Below are 16,995 nucleotides of genomic sequence, written 5' to 3'. Positions count from 1 at the left end.
AGACACATTTGAGGTCTGGAAAGGTCCTTGGCAAAAACAAACCGAGGACTGCCCTGTATGTTTATCAAAGCACTGATTACCGCCGCCGCCCTGTTCGCGGCACCTGCCGCCTTCGCGCAGACCACGCCGGATCAGCAGCAGACGCCACCGACCACGGACCAGACGACAACGCCGGCTCCGGCACCCGCGCCCGAGGCGAGCCAGGCGCCTGCCCCGGCACCCGACAGCAGCATGACCAAGCCCGAGGACAGCTCGGCCAGCACCACGTCGGCGCCGACCGAATCGAGCGACACGCACAAGAAGAAGAAGGGCAAGAAGCCCGAATAAGAGCGCGAACCCCTCTCCGCCGGGTCAGTCCGCGAAAGGATCGCGGACCAGGATCGTATCCTCGCGCTCGGGGCTGGTGGAAACCAGCGCCACCGGGCATTGGATCAGCTCCTCGACCCGGCGGATATATTTGATCGCCTGGGCCGGCAGCTGTGCCCAGCTTCGCGCGCCTGCGGTCGAATCGGACCAGCCGGGCATGGTTTCATAGATCGGCTCGACCGCGGCCTGGTCCGCGGCATTGCTGGGATAATAGTCCAGCGTCTCGCCGCGCAGCGTATAGCCGGTGCAGATCGCCACTTCGTCGAACCCGTCGAGCACGTCGATCTTGGTCAGCGCGATGCCGGTAATCCCCGATACTGCCGCCGATTGGCGCAGCAGCACCGCATCGAGCCAGCCGCAGCGGCGCTTGCGCCCGGTAACTGTGCCGAATTCATGCCCGCGCGTGCCCAGCCGCTCGCCGATTTCATTGTCCTGCTCGGTCGGGAACGGCCCCGATCCGACGCGCGTCGTATAGGCCTTGGCGATCCCCAGCACGAAGCCGACCGCACTCGGGCCCAGCCCCGATCCCGCTGCCGCCGTTCCCGCCACGGTGTTGGACGAGGTGACGAACGGATAGGTGCCGTGATCGATGTCGAGCAGCACGCCCTGCGCGCCCTCGAACAGGATGCGGCGGCCGCGTGCGCGCGCCTCGTGCAGCATCCGCCACACCGGTTGCGCGAAGGGCAGCACGAAGCCGGCGATCTCGCGCAACTGCTCGACCAGCGCATCGCGGTCGATCGGTGGCTCGCCGAAGCCGGCGCGCAGTGCATCATGGTGCGCGGCCAGGCGATCGAACTGCGGCGCGAGGTCGTCGAGATGCGCCAGGTCGCACACCCGGATCGCGCGGCGGCCGACCTTGTCCTCATAAGCGGGGCCGATGCCGCGCCGCGTCGTGCCGATCTTGCCCGATCCGCTGGCATCCTCGCGCAGCGCGTCCAGGTCGCGGTGGAAGGGCAGGATCAGCGGGCAGGTATCGGCGATCTTGAGCGTGTCGGGGGTGATCTGGATGCCCTGGTCGCGCAATTTCTCGACCTCGGCCTTGAGCGCCCAGGGGTCGAGCACTACGCCGTTGCCGATCACGCTGGGCGTGCCGCGCACGATGCCCGAGGGCAGCAGCGACAGCTTGTAGACCTTCTCGCCCACCACGAGCGTGTGGCCCGCATTGTGCCCGCCCTGGAAGCGCACGACCACGTCGGCGCGCTCGGCGAGCCAGTCGACGATCTTGCCTTTGCCCTCATCGCCCCACTGGGCGCCGATCACTGCTACATTTGCCATGGATGCGAGTCTCCGCCTGCCGGGGCGGACCCAAAGCCGCCCTTCGACAGGACTCGGCGGCCGGGCTGTACGGGTGGCCCGGCGTGTCCCGAAGCCGCGGCGCGAATGGCCCCCCCGCGTCCGCGCGTCAAGGGCCTTCCGATCGGCGAGCCGCTCAACCGTCCAGCGCGGCGCGGACGCGTTCGGCGAGCTGATCGATGTCGAAAGGCTTGCTCAGGATCGATTCGTCGGCGCCGCCCGCCACTTCGGGCGCGTAGCCGCTGGTCAGCAGCACCTTCAGTTCGGGCAATCGCTGGCGCGCCTGTTCGGCGAGGTCGCGCCCGCTCATTTCGGGCATCACGACATCGGTGAACAGGAGCGATACCGGCTGGCCGCGCTCGATCATCTGCAATGCCTCGAGGCCGTCGCGCGCGTCGACCACGGCATAGCCGAGCTCGCGCAACGCCTCGACCGAGAAGGCGCGTACGCGCTCCTCGTCTTCCACCACCATCACCACTTCGCCGGGTTGCGCTCCGGACACGTCGCGGTCCGGATCATTCTCGGGAGTGCCGAGATCCGCCGCATGGTCGGCCGGTAGCCAGATGCAGACGCGCGTACCCGTGCCCGGCGCTGTTTCGATGCGGACATGCCCGCCCGATTGGCGGACAAAGCCGAATACCTGGCTCAGCCCCAGCCCGGTGCCCTTGCCCACGCCTTTGGTGGTGAAGAACGGATCGAAGGCGCGCGCCGCCACGTCAGGCGGCATTCCCGATCCGGTATCCGCCACGGCGATCTCGACATAGTCGCCGGGCGCGATCTCGTAGCGCTCGGCTTCGTCCGCGGTGACCGCTACATTGCCGGTCTCGATCGTCAGCCGGCCGCCCTCGGGCATCGCGTCGCGCCCGTTCACCGCGAGGTTGAGGATGACATTCTCGAGTTGGTTGCGATCGGCCATCGCCCGCCACAGCCTGGCGGGCAAGTGGGTCTCGACGCTCACGCCCTCGCCCAGCGTGCGGACCAGCAGATCAATCATCCCGCCGACCATTTCGTTGGCGTCGATCGGCGCGGGGGCGAGCGGCTGCTGGCGCGAGAAAGCGAGCAGGCGCTGGGTCAGCGCCGCCGCGCGGGTCGCGCCGTCGCGCGCCGCGGTCACATAGCGGTCGACATCGGTCTGACCCCTGGCCAGCCGCCGCTCGAGCAGGTCGAGCGCGCCGATCACCACCGCCAGCATATTGTTGAAGTCATGCGCGATGCCGCCGGTAAGCTGGCCTACGGCTTCCATCTTCTGCGCCTGGCGCAGCTGCTCCTCGGCGGCCATCAGCCGCGCGGTGCGCGTCGCGATCTCGGCCTCGAGCTCGCCGCGCGAGCGGGCAAGCACTTCGCGCGCGTCGATGATGTCCTGAATGTCGGTGCAAGTCCCGAACCAGCGCGTGATCGTGCCGCTCTCGTCGCGCACCGGCTGGGCGCTGCCGAGCACCCAGCGATACTGGCCGCTGCGATGGCGCAGGCGGTATTCGATGCGGTAGAAATCGCCCGTCGCCAAGCTGTGCCGCCACAGGCTCCAGGCACGCGCCTGATCGTCGGGGTGGAACATGTCGTTCCATGCCTCGCCGTCGGTCGAACCGTGCGGCACGCCGGTATATTCGTACCAGCGGTCGTTATAATAATCGTGGAAGCCATCCGGGCGCGTCGACCACACCATCTGGTCAATCGAATTGGCGATCGCGCGGAATTTCGCCTCGCTTTCGCGCAGGGCGACGATCGCCCCGGTGCGTTCGACCGCGTCCCATGAAATCTCGGCCACCGCCTCGATGAAGGCGATCTCCTCCGCCGCCCAATCGTGCGGATCGGCATAGTTGGCGAAGAATACCGCGACCCATGCCCCGCCGCGCAAAAGGGGCACGCCGACGCCGGATGGCGCCACCCTGGCGGCCATGCTGCCCGGCTTCTCGCGCGCGGTATCGCGCATCACCGTGGTTCGGCCGGAGCGATAGATGTCGGCGTTGGGCCCCACGGCCTCCATCGACATCGTCCCTTCCAGCACGGACAATCGCGCGCTGGTCCATGCCGGGCCGAACTGGATGCTGTCCTCGCTCAGGACGCGGTAGAAGCCGACGCGATCCAGCGCCATCCGCTCGCCCAGTGCGTGGGCGGTTTCGCGCATGATCGCATCCGGCGTGTCGAGCGCACGAAGCCTGTCCGCGAGCTCGTGAAGGAAGGACTGCGCTTCGATAGCCTCATGCAGATCCTCCGCCGCCGTCCGCGCCGCCTCTTCGCTGGCCTTGCGCTCGGTGATGTCGAAACTCACGCCGGGGAAACGCACCGGCTTTCCGGCATCGTTATAGATGCACTGACCCTGGGTGAGCAGCCAGCGGATCTCGCCGTCGGGGCGGACAACGCGGATCTCGATCGACAGCGGCGTGCGCGCGGCCACCGCGTGCTGGACCGCCGCGCCCAGGCTCTCCCGATCCTCGGGATGGATGAAGGGCAGCACCGCTTCGAACGATCCGCCGCCCGATACTCGCGCAGGCTCGATGCCGAACAATTTGGCAAAGCGCGCGTCTCCGGTGATGCGTCCCGTCGCGGCGTTCCAGTCCCAGGTGCCGATGCCGATTGATGCGTTGAGCGCGAGCTGGAGCCGCTCCTCGCTGCGCCTGAGCGCCTCGGCTGCGGCCGCGGTCTCGGTCACGTCGCTGGCGGCGACGAAAATGTCGGTGCTGTTGCGGTTGGTGTCCTTGATCGGATGGTAGACGAAATCGAGGAGGCGCGTTTCGGGGTCCGCCCCGGGCGTGCGGTGCAGCAGCACCGGCATGCCCGATGCGCGGAAGGTCTCGCCGCTGCGATAGACCTGGTCGAGCAGGTCGATGAATCCCTGCTCCACCACTTCGGGCAGCGCTTCGGCGGCGGTCTTGCCGATCACGTCGCGCCCGCCGATCAGGTCCAGATATTCGGAATTGGCGATCTCGAACACATGGTTGGGGCCGTGGAGCAGCGCGATCGCCCCCGGCGCCTGCTGGAAATAATCGCGCAACCGCTCGATCTCGGCGCTCCGCGCGCGTTCAGCCAGCACCAGCCGGGTCGTCTCGTTGCCCTGGTTGAGCACGCCCAGCACCCGGCCGGTCTCGTCGCGGATCGGCGTGAAGCTGTAGTTCCACCAGGTTTCCTGGGGTCGGCCGTCGCGCTCCATCGGCAGCATCTGGTCATAGGCGACGAACCCCTCGCCATCGCGCACGACTTTTTCGATCTGCGGGCCGACCGTGTCCCAGATATCGGCCCATACTTCCGCGCCCGCGCGACCCAGCGCCCAGGGATGGCGATCGGCCGGGATCGCGGACCAGGCGTCGTTATAGAGCAGGCGGAGCTCGGGCCCCCAATAGATCGCGGTGGGAAAGCTCGACGCCAGCGCCATGTCGAGCGCGAATTTGAGTGGCCCGGGCCAGGTTTCGGGCGTTCCCAGCGGATGCCCGCGCCAGCCGAAGTCACGGATACGCCCCGACATTTCGCCGCGGTGGTCCAGAAATCGAAGTGCCCCGCCCATGCCCTATCGATGCGGGGGTGGTTTGTCCGAGTCAACTCGACTTGGCCGCCCGGACGGTTATGGATGGCACAAAGAGGAGAGAATGCATGAAATTGGCCAGCCTCAAGCATCAGCGAGACGGCAAGCTCGTCGTCGTATCGACCGATCTCGCCTGGTGCGCCGATGCCAGCGCGATCGCGCCGACGCTCCAGGCGGCGCTCGACGATTGGGATCGGGTGGAGGGTGACCTGCGCAATCTCGCCACGGATCTCGATCATGAGGCGATCCCGATGATGCGCTTCCATGAGCGCCAGGCCGCCTCGCCCTTGCCGCGTGCCTATCAATGGGCCGATGGCTCGGCCTATGTGAACCATGTCGCTTTGGTCCGGCAGGCGCGCAGTGCCGAGATGCCCGAGACCTTCTGGCACGATCCGCTGATGTATCAGGGCGGATCGGACGGTTTCCTGGGGCCGCGCGATGCCATTCCGCTCGCCGACGAGGCCTGGGGCTGCGATTTCGAAGGCGAAGTGGTCGTGGTGACCGGCGACGTGCCGCTGGGCGCGAGCCGCGACGAGGCGCTGGCGGCGATTCGGCTGGTCGGCATCACCAACGACGTGTCGCTGCGCAACCTGATCCCCGGCGAGCTCGCCAAGGGCTTCGGCTTCTTCCAGTCCAAGCCGGCCAGCGCCTTTTCGCCGGTGTTCGTCACCCCCGATGCGCTGGGCGACTGGTGGCGGGACGGCAAGTTCCACCGCAAGCTGATGGTGGACCTGAACGGCAAGCCTTTCGGCCGGGCGGAAGCGGGCGAGGACATGACCTTCGATTTCGGCACGCTGATCGCGCATGCCGCGAAGACGCGAAATCTGGGGGCCGGGACGATCATCGGATCGGGCACCGTTTCCAACCGCGACAGCGATGGCGGCCCGGGCAAGCCGGTGGCCGAAGGCGGCGTCGGGTACAGCTGCATCGCCGAAGTGCGCACGATCGAGACGATCCGGGGCGGCGAGCCGGAAACGCCGTTCCTGAAGGTGGGCGACACCGTCCGCATCTGGGCCGAGGACGACAAGCACCACGCGATCTTCGGCACGATCGAGCAGACGGTCGAGGGCTAGAAAGGGAAGGTGCCCTGGCGCTGGATCAGCGGCCAGCGGCCGAGCAGCTCATGGCCCTCGCCGTGGATGCTGTTGACCAGCAGGAACTCCTCGACGCGCCAGCTGATGGGGTCGATGCGGATGTTGCGCGGCTGCCAATCGGTATAGGCGAGTGAAACGTGCGGATCGAAATCATAGTCGAGCGTAATCAGCCCGAATGTGGCCAGACGCATGACGAGTGCGCGCTGGAAGTCACGCATTGGACGCATTGCGTTGCCGACAAGCGCATTGCCGCGGACTCGATTGAGGGTGACTTCAAAAGGTTCGGCCTGGAGCGATGCGGCAGCAAGGCAGATGCGTTCGAAATCCGATCGCGAAATCGTCCTGATGTCTCCGAACGGCAGAAGCGTGAAATGAAAGCGCGAGACGGCGTATTTTCGCGACAGTCCGTGGACTAGCCGAACGCTATCCATTGCGGCCGCGCCCTGCTCGTACGGCTTCGCCATGAGATAAAGCATCTGATCGTCATGCTCTCGCCGACGGCTCAGTGCTGGCTCTTGTATTGCGGACAACATCATCGTTTTTTCACCTAGTGGAAGTCGTGCGAGCGGATCGGGATCAGCTCCGTGTCCTTGAGGCTGCGGCGCGGCGGCCAGCTCTCGAGCGCGCGCTGGCGTGGCAGCTTCAGTTGGTCGCGCGGGTCGATCGTGCCGCCATGCGTCGCGCCGTCGCCGGGCATGGTCATGCGCGGCAGATCGAGCTCGCCCAGCTCGCGCAGCCACGGCGTCAGATCGGTGATCTGCTCGGCGACAAGGTGGATCACGATTCCCTCGCGCTGCACCTTGCCCCGGATCGCCAGCATCGTCGCGGACATGACGGTGCGGCGATTGGCCTCGAACCGGTCGGCCCAGAGCACGGCATTGGCGATGCCGGTCTCGTCCTCCAGCGTGACGAACACCACGCCCTTGGCGCTGCCCGGCCGCTGGCGCACCAGGATCAGCCCGGCGACTTCGGCGCGGTCGCCGTCCTTCATGGCGCTGAGATCGCCGCACCGCGCGATCCGCCGCGTATCGAGCCGATCGCGCAGGAACGTGATCGGATGCGCGCGCAGCGTGAGCTGGGTCGCGCGATAATCCTCCACCACTTCGCTGCCCGCGGTCAGCGGCAGGAGCGCGACCTTGGGTTCGACCGCTTCCGCCACGGTTACGCTCGCGCCCGCATCGGCAGCGGCGAAAAGATCGAGCGGAGCCTGGCCCAACCCTTTGATCGCCCAGAGCGCCTGGCGACGGTTGAGTCCCAGTGCGTGGAAGGCATCGGCGCGCGCCAGTCGCTCCAACGCGGCCGGCTTCACGCGTGAACGTCGCCAGACGTCTTCGATCGACACGAAAGGTGCCTTGGCGCGGGCACCGAGGATCGCATCGACATCCGCCTCAGCCAGCCCCAGCACGATCCGCATGCCGAGCCGGATCGGTTGCAACCTGGCCCAGTCAGCTTCGCTGCCACAGAAGCTCACATGCCGTGGACGCGTGTTAGGTCCTTCGCGTACCACCCGCGTATCCCAGTCGCTGTCATTGATGCACACCGCCCTCGCCTCAACACCGTGCGTGCGCGCATCGCGGATTAACTGGGCGGGGGCATAGAAACCCATGGGCTGCGCATTGAGTAGCGCCGTGCAGAACACGTCAGGATGATGACACTTCATCCAGGAGGAAGCGTAAGCTATCTTGGCAAAGCTGGCGGCGTGACTTTCGGGGAAGCCGTAATTGCTAAAGCCCTTTATCTGTTCGACCATCCGCTCGGCAAACTCCTCGCTGATGCCGTTCTTGCGCATGCCCGCGATCAGCTTGGGACCGAATTCACCGATGTCGCCGCTCGACTTGAACGTCGCCATTGCGTGCCGCAGTCGATCCGCTTCGGCCGGCGTGAAGTCGGCACCCTTGATCGCGACCTGCATCGCCTGTTCCTGGAACAGCGGAATGCCGAGCGTCTTGGTCAACACGGTTTCCAGCGCTGGCGACGGATAGTCGATCTTCGCCTTGGGGTTGTTTCGCAGCAGTTCCCGGCGTTTCAGATAAGGGTGAACCATGTTGCCTTGGATCGGACCCGGGCGGACGATCGCGACCTGGATTGCGATATCGTAGAAGCAGGTCGGCAGCATACGCGGCAGCATCGACATCTGCGCGCGACTCTCGATCTGAAACACACCTAGCGTATCCGCCCGCTGGATCATCTCGAAGGTCGGTGGGTCGGTGCCCTGGAGCACATCCGCGTCTAGCGTCATCCGTTCGTTCTTATGCTCTTCGAGCAGCGTGAAGGCGCGCCGCATACAACCGAGCATGCCGAGACCTAGGACGTCGACCTTCATCAGACCGAGTTCTTCGACATCGAGTTTCTCCCATTCGACCACGCGCCGATCGACCATCGCTGCGGGTTCGATCGGCACCAACGTGTCGAGCCGGTCGCGCGTCAGTACGAAGCCGCCGGGATGCTGCGAAAGATGGCGCGGCGTGCCCACCAGCTGTCGTGCGAGTTCGAGTGTGAGAGCAAGGCGCGCGTCGCTACGATCGAGATTGAGCGCGGCGGCATGGCCATCGTCCACGTCATTGGACGTGCCCCAGACTTGCGAGGACAACGCCGCGGTCAGATCTTCGGGCAGCCCCATCGCCTTGCCCACCTCGCGCAGTGCCCCACGCGAGCGATAGCGGCTGACCACCGCGGTGAGCGCGGCATGATCGTGGCCATAGGTTTCGTAGATCCACTGGATCACCTCTTCGCGCCGCTCATGCTCGAAATCGATGTCGATATCGGGCGGTTCGTCGCGTTCTTCGGAGACGAAACGCTCGAACAGCAACTGGTTCTTGACCGGGTCAATCGACGTAACGCCGAGCAGGAAACAGATCAGCGAATTGGCGGCCGAGCCGCGCCCCTGACAAAGGATGTGTTGGCTGCGCGCGAACTCGACAATCGCCAGCACGGTTAGGAAATAGGGCGCATAACCGAGCTTTTGGACAAGAGTGAGTTCCTTGGTCAGTAGGTGTCGATAGGCTTGCCGTGGGCGCCCATTGTGTCGCGCATTGAGCGCGCGCCATGCCATCCGTTCCAACGCTTTTTGCGGCGTATGCCGCGTCATGAATATCTCGTCGGGATATTGATAATCGAGCGAACGCAGGCTGAAGGTGCAGCGCTCCACAATCGCCGCGCTCGCCCGTAGCGCCTCGGGATATTCCTTGAAGCGCCGCGCCATCTCCTCGGGCGGCTTCAGATGCCGGTCGGCGCTGCGCTCGCGACGGAAGCCGAGTTCGTCGATCGTGCATTTCTCGCGGATCGCGGTCATCATGTCCTGCAGCATGCGTTTGTCGGGATGGTGATAGAGCACGTCGCCGGTCGCGAGCGGGGTCAGGCCGTGGTGCCGGGCAGCCTGAGCGAGCGTGTGGATGCGCAGCGCATCGCCCGGCCGGCGATGCTGGGTGAGCGTCACATGGCCGCGCTCCGCGAACACATCCGCCATCCAGCGCAACGCCAGCGGATCACCCGAGTCGGCAAAACCGGGCACCAGCGCGCCCACCAACCCCTCGGCATGCTCGGCGACATCCTCCCAGTGGAGAAAGCATTTGCCCTTCTCGCCATGCTGTGGATCGGCGCGCGACTTGCCCAGGGTCAGCAGCCGGGTGAGCCGGCTCCATGCCGGCCGGTCCTCGGGCCAGACCAGCAGCGAGGTGCCGTCGACCAGATCGAGCCGGCAGCCTGCGACCATGTGCACCTTGGTCTGTTCGCTCGCCACCAGGGCCCGCACCACGCCCGCCACCGAATTGCGGTCGGTGATGCCGAGCGCGGGCATGCCCATCAGCGCGGCGGTGGCGAACAATTCCTCGCACGACGACGCCCCGCGCAGGAACGAGTAATGCGTCGTCACCTGGAGCTCGGCATAGGTCATCCGAACACCCCGTGGAGATACCAGCCGAGGTCGCCGGTCACCGCGCGCTCGCCATCGCCGCTGCGGAATAGCCAATAGCGCCGGCCGCAATCGTCCTCGACCTGGAAATAGTCGCGCACGCTGTGCGCCTCGGCCATGCGCCGCCACCATTCGCCATGGATGCGCTCGGGCCCGTCGGCACGCACCACCTGGTGGGTCTGGCCGCGCCAGGTGAAGCGCCGTGGCGGCTGATCGGGCAGCAAGGCGATCACATCGTCGACGCGTTCGGGGCGCTTGAGCAATCGGGCGGGGCGCGGCCATTCGGGGTGCCAGACCGGCATTTCCCCCTTGCGATCGAGCTGGCGGACATCGTCGGCCTTGATGCGCGCGCCCGGGCGAACCGGCGGATCGAGCACCGGCGCGCGCGTCACCGATCGCTCGGGCACGTCGCTTTCCACCGGCCGGCTGCGCCACAGTCGCCGCATGCCGACCCGCGTGGCGAGCGTGTCGACCAGGGGTGCGAGATCGGGCGCCGCTTCCTCGTCGAGGCGTTCGGTGAACGGCTCGGGGCCCAGCGGATCGGCGCGGCGCAGATGCAGCGTCATGACGTCAATGCCGTATCCCGGCTCGATCTCCTCGATCCGGCGGACGAGCAGCCGCAACAGATGTGCGGGGTCACGATTGGGCCGGGCGAGCCCGACCAGGATGCGCTGCGGCACGCCGTCGACGCGATCGGCGACCAACTCGATGCGGCGCGCGCCGAGCCCGGCCTGGGCCAGCGCATCGGTCAGCCGGGGTACCAGCACCCCCAGCCAATGGGTAATCGCCTCAGGACTGGCGATCGGCTCGGCGAAGCGCTGGGCGACGGCAATCGGCTCGGGCGGCACCACCGGATCGAGCGGCTCGGGGAGATGTCCCAGCGCCTGGTCGAGCCGCAGCACCAGCGCCATGCCGAAGCGGCGCGCCAGCGGCGCGCGCGGCATCGCCGACAGGCCGCCGATCCGTTCGACGCCGAGCCGCTTGAGCAGCTCGACTGCGCGTTCCTCGATGCGCAGCGCCGCTACGGGCAAGTCGGCGAGTGCGCGCGCCTGCTGCCCCGCCGGACAGAGCCCGCCCGCAGTGTGGCGGGCCAGCGCATGCGCCGCGCCCACCGTATCGGCGACGGCGATCCGCGCGGTGAAGCCGGCGCGCGCGAGGAAGCGGATGATCCGCCGCGCCATTGCCGCCTCGCCGCCGAACAGGTGCGCGGTGCCGGTCAGGTCGAGCAGCAGTCCGTCCGCGCCGTCCAGCGTCACTACCGGACACCAGCGCCGCGCAGCGCGCACCGCCAGCCGCTGGAGTTCGGCCAGGTCTCCCTCGGGATCGGCGGGGCGGACGTGGATTCCCTTCACCTGCGCGCGCGCCTGGGTGACCGCCATGCCGGGGCGCAGCCCCAGCGCCAGCGCATGCGGGCAGGCCGCGGCGATCTCCACGCGATTGCCGGTGCGGATGGAGGTGACGAGGGGAAATTCCTCCCCGAGCTTGTCTCGGGGAGGGGGACCGCCGCCGAAGGCGGGGGTGGAGGGGCCGCCGGCGAAGACGGCGGATGCAGTCCGCCGCCCCTCCACCATGCTATGCATGGTCCCCCTCTCCGAGCTGAGCTCGGGGAGGAATGAAGAAGTGCCGCTCGGCAGCACCGCGACATGGCCGAGCTGATCCTCGCGCGCCCAGCGCGCGCCCGGCCGCCAGCCGCCGCCGCGCGGTACCGAACCGGCCGCCGCGTGCAGTGCTTCCAGCGAAGCGGAGGGGCCGGCCTCAGGCGGCCTGGCGGTCCGCTCCGCCCGCCACAGCCTTTCGATGGCCCAATGCGGCAGGTAGAGCGCAGCGACCCGTTGCATCGCACGCCTCCACTATCTGTTCGAAACCTTCTCCCCCCTTTTGGCGCACCAGTTCGAGCCGCCAGCGCGGCCGTCCCACCCCTGCCACCGGCAGCGGCGTCGACGGCGCGCACGCCACCCGCCAGCGCGTCACCGCGGCGGAAGGTGCGCCCAGCGGATCGCTCCCCTCGCGGGTATGGCGCTTCATCAGCAGCGCGATCGTCCGTCCGCCCTCGGCCGCGAGCTGCAGCCGCCGGGTCGCCGGCATGCCCACGCGACGCGCCTCGCCGATCACCGCGCCCAACCCGCGATGGCGGATGCCCTCTTCCATGATCGCCAGCAATTCCTCGTCGTCCGCCGCCTCGGCATAGATCAGCCGCTTATGGTCGAGCCCTACCTGCGCCAGCCCGGGCGCGAACAGGTCGCGCCGTCGCACCACCCACAGCACCGGACCCCAGGCGCGCGCCGCGATTCCCGCCAGGAACAAAGTCGCGGCGCAGTCATCGGCCATGTCGTGGGTGGCCCCTGCGATCTCGTGCAACGCATCGAGTCGCAGCCCGCCATTGGCCAGTCGCGAATCGAGCGCCTCCATGCCGAACGGCAGCGCCGGCCGGCGGCGGAAACCGCTCCCTTCGATCGCGCTCAAGGTTGCGCGCAATTGGGCAAGGACTGCAGGATCAGACACGGCGACTCGCTGGATTCGGAATGTTCCTATTCTGTTCCATATCCGTCGCGAGTCAATCACTGTTCGTCAGGTCAGCCCTGCTGACCTTCTCGACAAGGCTTTTGAAACTTTATAACAAGGCCCCGAAACCGAGTCCGTGCGTTGTGTTTGACGACACGGTCCATGCAATTCGGAGAGATCATGACGGTGGACGCCCCGCGCTCCAACCTGCCGCCGCTATCGCTGCACGTGCCCGAGCCCAAGTTCCGGCCCGGCGACGAAGCCGATTTCAGCGATGTCGACGTGCCCCCCGCGGACGCCGCGCGCCGTCCCGACACCGCCGATTCGGCGGACAGTTTCCACGACCTCGCTTATGGCCTGGTCCGCGTGCTCGACGAGCGTGGCCAGGCGGTCGGCAACTGGAACCCGCGGCTCGACGCTGAGGCCAAGCGCAAGATGCTCCGCAACATGGCGCTGGTCCGTGCCTTCGACGAGCGCATGTTCCGCGCCCAGCGTCAGGGCAAGACCAGCTTCTACATGAAGTCGACCGGCGAGGAGGCCGTCTCGGTTGCCGCCACCATGGCGCTCGCGTCGGATGACATGTGCTTCCCCAGCTATCGCCAGCAAGGGATCCTGATCACCCGCGGCTACAGCCTCGTCGCGATGATGAACCAGATCTATTCGAACAAGGCCGATCCGCTCCAGGGCCGCCAGCTGCCGATCATGTATTCGGCCAAGGATCATGGCTTCTTCTCGATCTCGGGCAATCTCGCGACGCAATATCCCCAGGCGGTAGGCTGGGCGATGGCAAGCGCGGCCAAGGGCGACAATCGCATTGCCGCCACCTGGTGCGGCGAGGGCTCGACCGCCGAAGGCGACTTCCACTCAGCGATGACCTTCGCGACAGTCTACAAGGCGCCGGTCATCCTCAACGTCGTCAACAACCAATGGGCGATCTCAAGCTTCTCGGGCTTTGCCGGTGCCGAGGCGACGACCTTCGCCGCGCGCGCAATCGGCTATGGCATCGCGGGCCTGCGCATCGACGGCAACGATGCATTGGCGGTCTATGCGGCCACCCAGTGGGCGGCCGAGCGCGCGCGGACCAATCAGGGACCGACGCTGATCGAGCATTTCACCTATCGCGCCGAGGGGCACTCCACCTCCGACGATCCCACCCAATATCGCTCGGCGGGCGAGCCCAATGCCTGGCCGCTCGGCGATCCGATCCGGCGCTTGAAGGACCATCTCATCGCGCTCGGCGAATGGGACGAGGAACGCCATGTCGCGCAGGACCTCGAGCTCGCCGAGATGGTCAAGGCCGCGCAGAAGGAAGCCGAGAAGAACGGCGTGCTCGGCCATGGCATGCACCAGCCGTTCGATTCGATGTTCGAGGGCGTGTTCGAGGAGACGCCGTGGCACCTGAAGGAGCAATGCCAGCAGATGCTCGACGAGCAGAAGGCGGCCGGCCTGTGAGCGACAGCGAAATTATCGATCAGGGCGGGACCGCCCGGATGAACATGATCCAGGCGATCAACTCCGCCATGGACGTGATGATGGAGCGCGACCCCGACGTGGTCGTGATGGGCGAGGATGTCGGCTATTTCGGCGGCGTCTTCCGCGCCACGGCGGGCCTCCAGGCCAAGTATGGCAAGACCCGCGCGTTCGACACGCCGATCACCGAGATCGGCATCATCGGCGTCGCGATCGGCATGGGTGCCTATGGCCTGCGCCCGGTGCCGGAGATCCAGTTCGCGGATTACATCTATCCCGCGCTCGACCAGCTCGTCTCGGAGGCCGCCCGGCTGCGTTACCGTTCGGCGGCGGACTTCACCGCGCCGATCACCGTGCGCAGCCCCTATGGTGGCGGCATCTTCGGCGGCCAGACGCACAGCCAGTCCCCCGAAGGCATCTTCACCCATGTCTCGGGCATCAAGACGGTGATCCCGTCCACGCCGTACGACGCCAAGGGCCTGCTGATCGCCGCGATCGAGGATAACGACCCCACGCTCTTCCTCGAGCCCAAGCGCATCTATAACGGCCCGTTCGACGGCCATTACGACCGCCCCTCGAAGAACTGGTCGGCGCATCCGGCGGGCGAAGTCCCCACCGGCTATTACAAGGTCCCGCTCGGCAAGGCGGCGACCGTCCGCACCGGCGAGGCGGTGACGATCCTCTGCTACGGCACGATGGTCCATGTCGTCGCCAGCACGGCCGAGGAGATGGGCGTGGACGCCGAGATTATCGACCTGCGCACGCTCGTCCCGCTCGACATCGACGCGATCGAGGAATCGGTGAAGAAGACCGGCCGCTGCATGATCGTCCACGAGGCGACGCGCACCGGCGGCTTCGGCGCCGAGCTTTCCGCGCTCGTCCAGGAACGCTGCTTCTATCATCTCGAAGCGCCGATCGAGCGCGTCACCGGCTTCGACACGCCGTATCCCCACAGCCTCGAATGGGCCTATTTCCCCGGCCCGGTGCGCATCGGGACGGCGCTCCAGAAAATCCTGAAGGACTGAGACGACCATGGCACGCTTCACTTTCCGCCTGCCCGATATCGGCGAAGGCATCGCCGAGGCCGAGATCGTCGCCTGGCACGTCAAGGTCGGCGACCGTGTCGAGGAGGACCAGCAGGTCGCCGACATGATGACCGACAAGGCGACCGTCGAGATGGAATCGCCGGTTTCCGGCGTGGTGGTCGAGCTTGCCGGCGAAGTCGGTGATCAGGTGCCGATCGGCTCCGCGCTGATGATCGTCGAGACCGACGGGGTGGTGGAGGAAGCGCCCGCCGAGCCGCCGGAAGAAGTGCTCGAGGCCGAGAATCCCGGCGTCGAAGAAGTGGCCGAAGCACCCGCCCCCACGAGCGTTCCTGCGAACGCGGGAGCCCAGGATGGCGAAGGCGTCGCCCGTGACCCTGGGCCCCTGCCTGCGCAGGGGCACAAGGAAGAAACCAGGGCGCCCGAGAAGCACGTCCTCGCTTCCCCCGCCGTCCGCCAGCGCGCGCACGATCTCGGCATCGACCTCTCGGCCGTGAAGGCCGAGGGCGATCGCCTGCGCCATTCCGATCTCGACGCCTATCTGCGCTACGGCAGCGGGCAGGGCTATCACGCCCCCCACGCCGATCGCGCCCGCCCGGACGAGGCGATCAAGGTCATCGGCATGCGCCGGCGCATCGCCGAGAACATGGCCGCATCCAAGCGTGCCATCCCGCACTTCACCTATGTCGACGAGATCGACGTCACCGCGCTCGAGGCGATGCGCGGCGACCTCAACGACAATCGCGGCAATCGCCCCAAGCTGACGATGCTGCCGTTCCTGATCGTCGCGATCTGCCGGACGATCCCGGACTTCCCGATGATCAACGCGCGCTATGACGACGAGGCCGGCGTGGTCACACGCCACGGCCGCGTCCATCTCGGCATGGCGGCACAGACCGATGCGGGGCTGATGGTCCCGGTCATCCGCGACGCGCAGGACAAGAATGTCTGGCAGCTCGCCAGCGAGATCGGCCGCCTCGCCGAGGCCGCGCGCACCGGCAAGGCCAAGTCGGAGGAATTGAGCGGATCGACGCTCACCGTCACCTCGCTCGGCCCGCTTGGCGGCATCGCCACCACGCCGGTGATCAACCGTCCCGAGGTCGCGATCATCGGGCCGAACAAGATCGTCGAGCGCCCGATCTTCCAGGGCGACGAGATCGTCCGCGCGAAGTTGATGAACCTGTCGATCAGCTGCGACCACCGCGTGGTCGACGGCTGGGACGCGGCGAGCTTCGTCCAGGCGCTCCGCAAGCTGCTCGAGACCCCGGTGCTGCTCTTCGCGGACTGAGGCCATGCGCTGGCGGCAGATGACGGCGGACGATCTGGACAAGGTCGTCGCCGTCGCGCGCGTGGCGTTTCCCGATCATCCGGAGGAACGCGCCTGCTTCGCCGAGCGGCTCGCTCTGTCGCCCGATCTCTGTTTCGTGCTTGCGGACGGGGACGATGTCGCAGGCTATCTCATCGCCTATCCCTGGCCGCTCGGCCGCATTCCGCCGCTCAATTCGCTGCTCGGCGCGCTGCCCGAAGCACGCGATGCGCTGTACCTCCACGATCTCGCGCTGCGCCCCGATGCGCGCGGCGGCGGCCATACGCAGGCGATCCTCGGCCTATTGTTCGGCCGCGCCGTCGGCACGCCGATCGCTTTGGTATCGGTCAATGATTCCGCTGCCTTCTGGCGTGCGCAGGGTTTTGCGGACAAGGACGCGACCGGCCTCGCCGAGAAACTCGCCAGCTATGGGCCGGATGCGCGCTACATGGTGCGCACCTGAGAGGCGCCGGCGGCTATCCACGCCGCCGCCG

General features: G+C 67.1%; 12 protein-coding genes. 6 read left to right on the top strand and 6 right to left on the bottom strand.

Going from position 1 to position 16,995, the window contains the following annotated elements; translation table 11 throughout:
* The first annotated feature begins 57 nt into the window (after positions 1–57).
* Positions 58–327: a hypothetical protein gene (locus IAG41_RS13250; protein WP_187729086.1), complete on the top strand. Its 270-nt coding sequence runs from the start codon at positions 58–60 to the stop codon at positions 325–327.
* A gap of 24 nt (positions 328–351) precedes the next feature.
* Here the strand turns inward: IAG41_RS13250 and IAG41_RS13245 are convergent, their stop codons facing one another.
* Together IAG41_RS13245 and IAG41_RS13240 are read right to left on the bottom strand one after the other, a co-directional pair.
* On the bottom strand, positions 352–1,641 hold the full coding sequence (locus IAG41_RS13245) for an adenylosuccinate synthase (RefSeq protein ID WP_187729085.1): 1,290 nt from the start codon (positions 1,639–1,641) through the stop codon (positions 352–354).
* Positions 1,642–1,795: 154 nt separating this feature from the next.
* Positions 1,796–5,119, bottom strand: a complete 3,324-nt coding sequence (locus tag IAG41_RS13240) for a PAS domain-containing protein (RefSeq protein ID WP_187729084.1) — start codon at positions 5,117–5,119, stop codon at positions 1,796–1,798.
* A 125-nt stretch (positions 5,120–5,244) separates the two neighbouring features.
* Here IAG41_RS13240 and IAG41_RS13235 point away from each other — a divergent pair, with 125 nt between their 5' ends.
* Positions 5,245–6,249, top strand: coding sequence for a fumarylacetoacetate hydrolase family protein (locus tag IAG41_RS13235; protein ID WP_187729083.1), 1,005 nt, complete (start codon positions 5,245–5,247; stop codon positions 6,247–6,249).
* On the opposite strand, the gene IAG41_RS13230 is transcribed toward IAG41_RS13235, so the two are convergent.
* The 4 genes from IAG41_RS13230 to IAG41_RS13215 form a co-directional block, all read right to left on the bottom strand.
* Complete coding sequence (locus IAG41_RS13230) at positions 6,246–6,746, bottom strand: 2'-5' RNA ligase family protein (RefSeq protein ID WP_187729082.1); 501 nt, start codon at positions 6,744–6,746, stop codon at positions 6,246–6,248. The two genes, IAG41_RS13235 and IAG41_RS13230, sit on opposite strands and share 4 nt — an antisense overlap.
* A 71-nt stretch (positions 6,747–6,817) precedes the next feature.
* Positions 6,818–10,162: an error-prone DNA polymerase gene (locus IAG41_RS13225; protein WP_187729081.1), complete on the bottom strand. Its 3,345-nt coding sequence runs from the start codon at positions 10,160–10,162 to the stop codon at positions 6,818–6,820.
* Entirely contained in the window at positions 10,159–12,018 is a 1,860-nt protein-coding gene (locus IAG41_RS13220; RefSeq protein WP_187729080.1) for a Y-family DNA polymerase, read from the bottom strand. Before IAG41_RS13220 ends, IAG41_RS13225 begins: the two co-directional genes overlap by 4 nt.
* The gene (locus IAG41_RS13215) at positions 11,936–12,589 is read right to left on the bottom strand and encodes an ImuA family protein (protein WP_187729167.1); all 654 of its coding nucleotides are present in this window, start codon (positions 12,587–12,589) and stop codon (positions 11,936–11,938) included. Before IAG41_RS13215 ends, IAG41_RS13220 begins: the two co-directional genes overlap by 83 nt.
* Positions 12,590–12,862: 273 nt before the next feature.
* Between IAG41_RS13215 and IAG41_RS13210 the strand changes: the two genes are divergently transcribed.
* The 4 genes from IAG41_RS13210 to IAG41_RS13195 are packed head-to-tail and all read left to right on the top strand — an operon-like array spanning position 12,863 to position 16,964.
* Positions 12,863–14,134, top strand: a complete 1,272-nt coding sequence (locus tag IAG41_RS13210) for a 3-methyl-2-oxobutanoate dehydrogenase (2-methylpropanoyl-transferring) subunit alpha (RefSeq protein ID WP_187729079.1) — start codon at positions 12,863–12,865, stop codon at positions 14,132–14,134.
* A 38-nt stretch (positions 14,135–14,172) separates the two neighbouring features.
* Positions 14,173–15,177 carry an alpha-ketoacid dehydrogenase subunit beta gene (locus IAG41_RS13205; protein ID WP_187729166.1) on the top strand — a complete coding sequence of 335 codons (1,005 nt, stop codon included), beginning with the start codon at positions 14,173–14,175 and terminating at the stop codon, positions 15,175–15,177.
* A gap of 7 nt (positions 15,178–15,184) precedes the next feature.
* Entirely contained in the window at positions 15,185–16,483 is a 1,299-nt protein-coding gene (locus tag IAG41_RS13200; RefSeq protein ID WP_187729078.1) for a dihydrolipoamide acetyltransferase family protein, read from the top strand.
* Between the two features lie 4 nt (positions 16,484–16,487).
* A complete protein-coding gene (locus IAG41_RS13195) occupies positions 16,488–16,964 on the top strand; it encodes a GNAT family N-acetyltransferase (protein WP_222950675.1) in 477 nt (158 codons plus the stop codon).
* Positions 16,965–16,995 lie beyond the last annotated feature (31 nt).

The sequence above is a fragment of the Sphingomonas sp. JC676 genome (assembly GCF_014489075.1).
Taxonomy (GTDB): domain Bacteria; phylum Pseudomonadota; class Alphaproteobacteria; order Sphingomonadales; family Sphingomonadaceae; genus Sphingomonas.
This window is presented reverse-complemented; position numbering and strand designations above follow the sequence as displayed.

Bases quoted from the DNA above. Each gene is read 5' to 3' on its own strand.
- IAG41_RS13220 (WP_187729080.1), bottom strand. From the start codon at position 12,018: ATGCAACGGGTCGCTGCGCTCTACCTGCCGCATTGGGCCATCGAAAGG.
- IAG41_RS13205 (WP_187729166.1), top strand. From the start codon at position 14,173: ATGAACATGATCCAGGCGATCAACTCCGCCATGGACGTGATGATGGAG.
- IAG41_RS13235 (WP_187729083.1), top strand. From the start codon at position 5,245: ATGAAATTGGCCAGCCTCAAGCATCAGCGAGACGGCAAGCTCGTCGTC.
- IAG41_RS13210 (WP_187729079.1), top strand. From the start codon at position 12,863: ATGACGGTGGACGCCCCGCGCTCCAACCTGCCGCCGCTATCGCTGCAC.
- IAG41_RS13240 (WP_187729084.1), bottom strand. From the start codon at position 5,119: ATGTCGGGGCGTATCCGTGACTTCGGCTGGCGCGGGCATCCGCTGGGA.
- IAG41_RS13200 (WP_187729078.1), top strand. From the start codon at position 15,185: ATGGCACGCTTCACTTTCCGCCTGCCCGATATCGGCGAAGGCATCGCC.
- IAG41_RS13245 (WP_187729085.1), bottom strand. From the start codon at position 1,641: ATGGCAAATGTAGCAGTGATCGGCGCCCAGTGGGGCGATGAGGGCAAA.
- IAG41_RS13225 (WP_187729081.1), bottom strand. From the start codon at position 10,162: ATGACCTATGCCGAGCTCCAGGTGACGACGCATTACTCGTTCCTGCGC.
- IAG41_RS13250 (WP_187729086.1), top strand. From the start codon at position 58: ATGTTTATCAAAGCACTGATTACCGCCGCCGCCCTGTTCGCGGCACCT.
- IAG41_RS13230 (WP_187729082.1), bottom strand. From the start codon at position 6,746: ATGCTTTATCTCATGGCGAAGCCGTACGAGCAGGGCGCGGCCGCAATG.
- IAG41_RS13215 (WP_187729167.1), bottom strand. From the start codon at position 12,589: ATGGAGGCGCTCGATTCGCGACTGGCCAATGGCGGGCTGCGACTCGAT.
- IAG41_RS13195 (WP_222950675.1), top strand. From the start codon at position 16,488: ATGCGCTGGCGGCAGATGACGGCGGACGATCTGGACAAGGTCGTCGCC.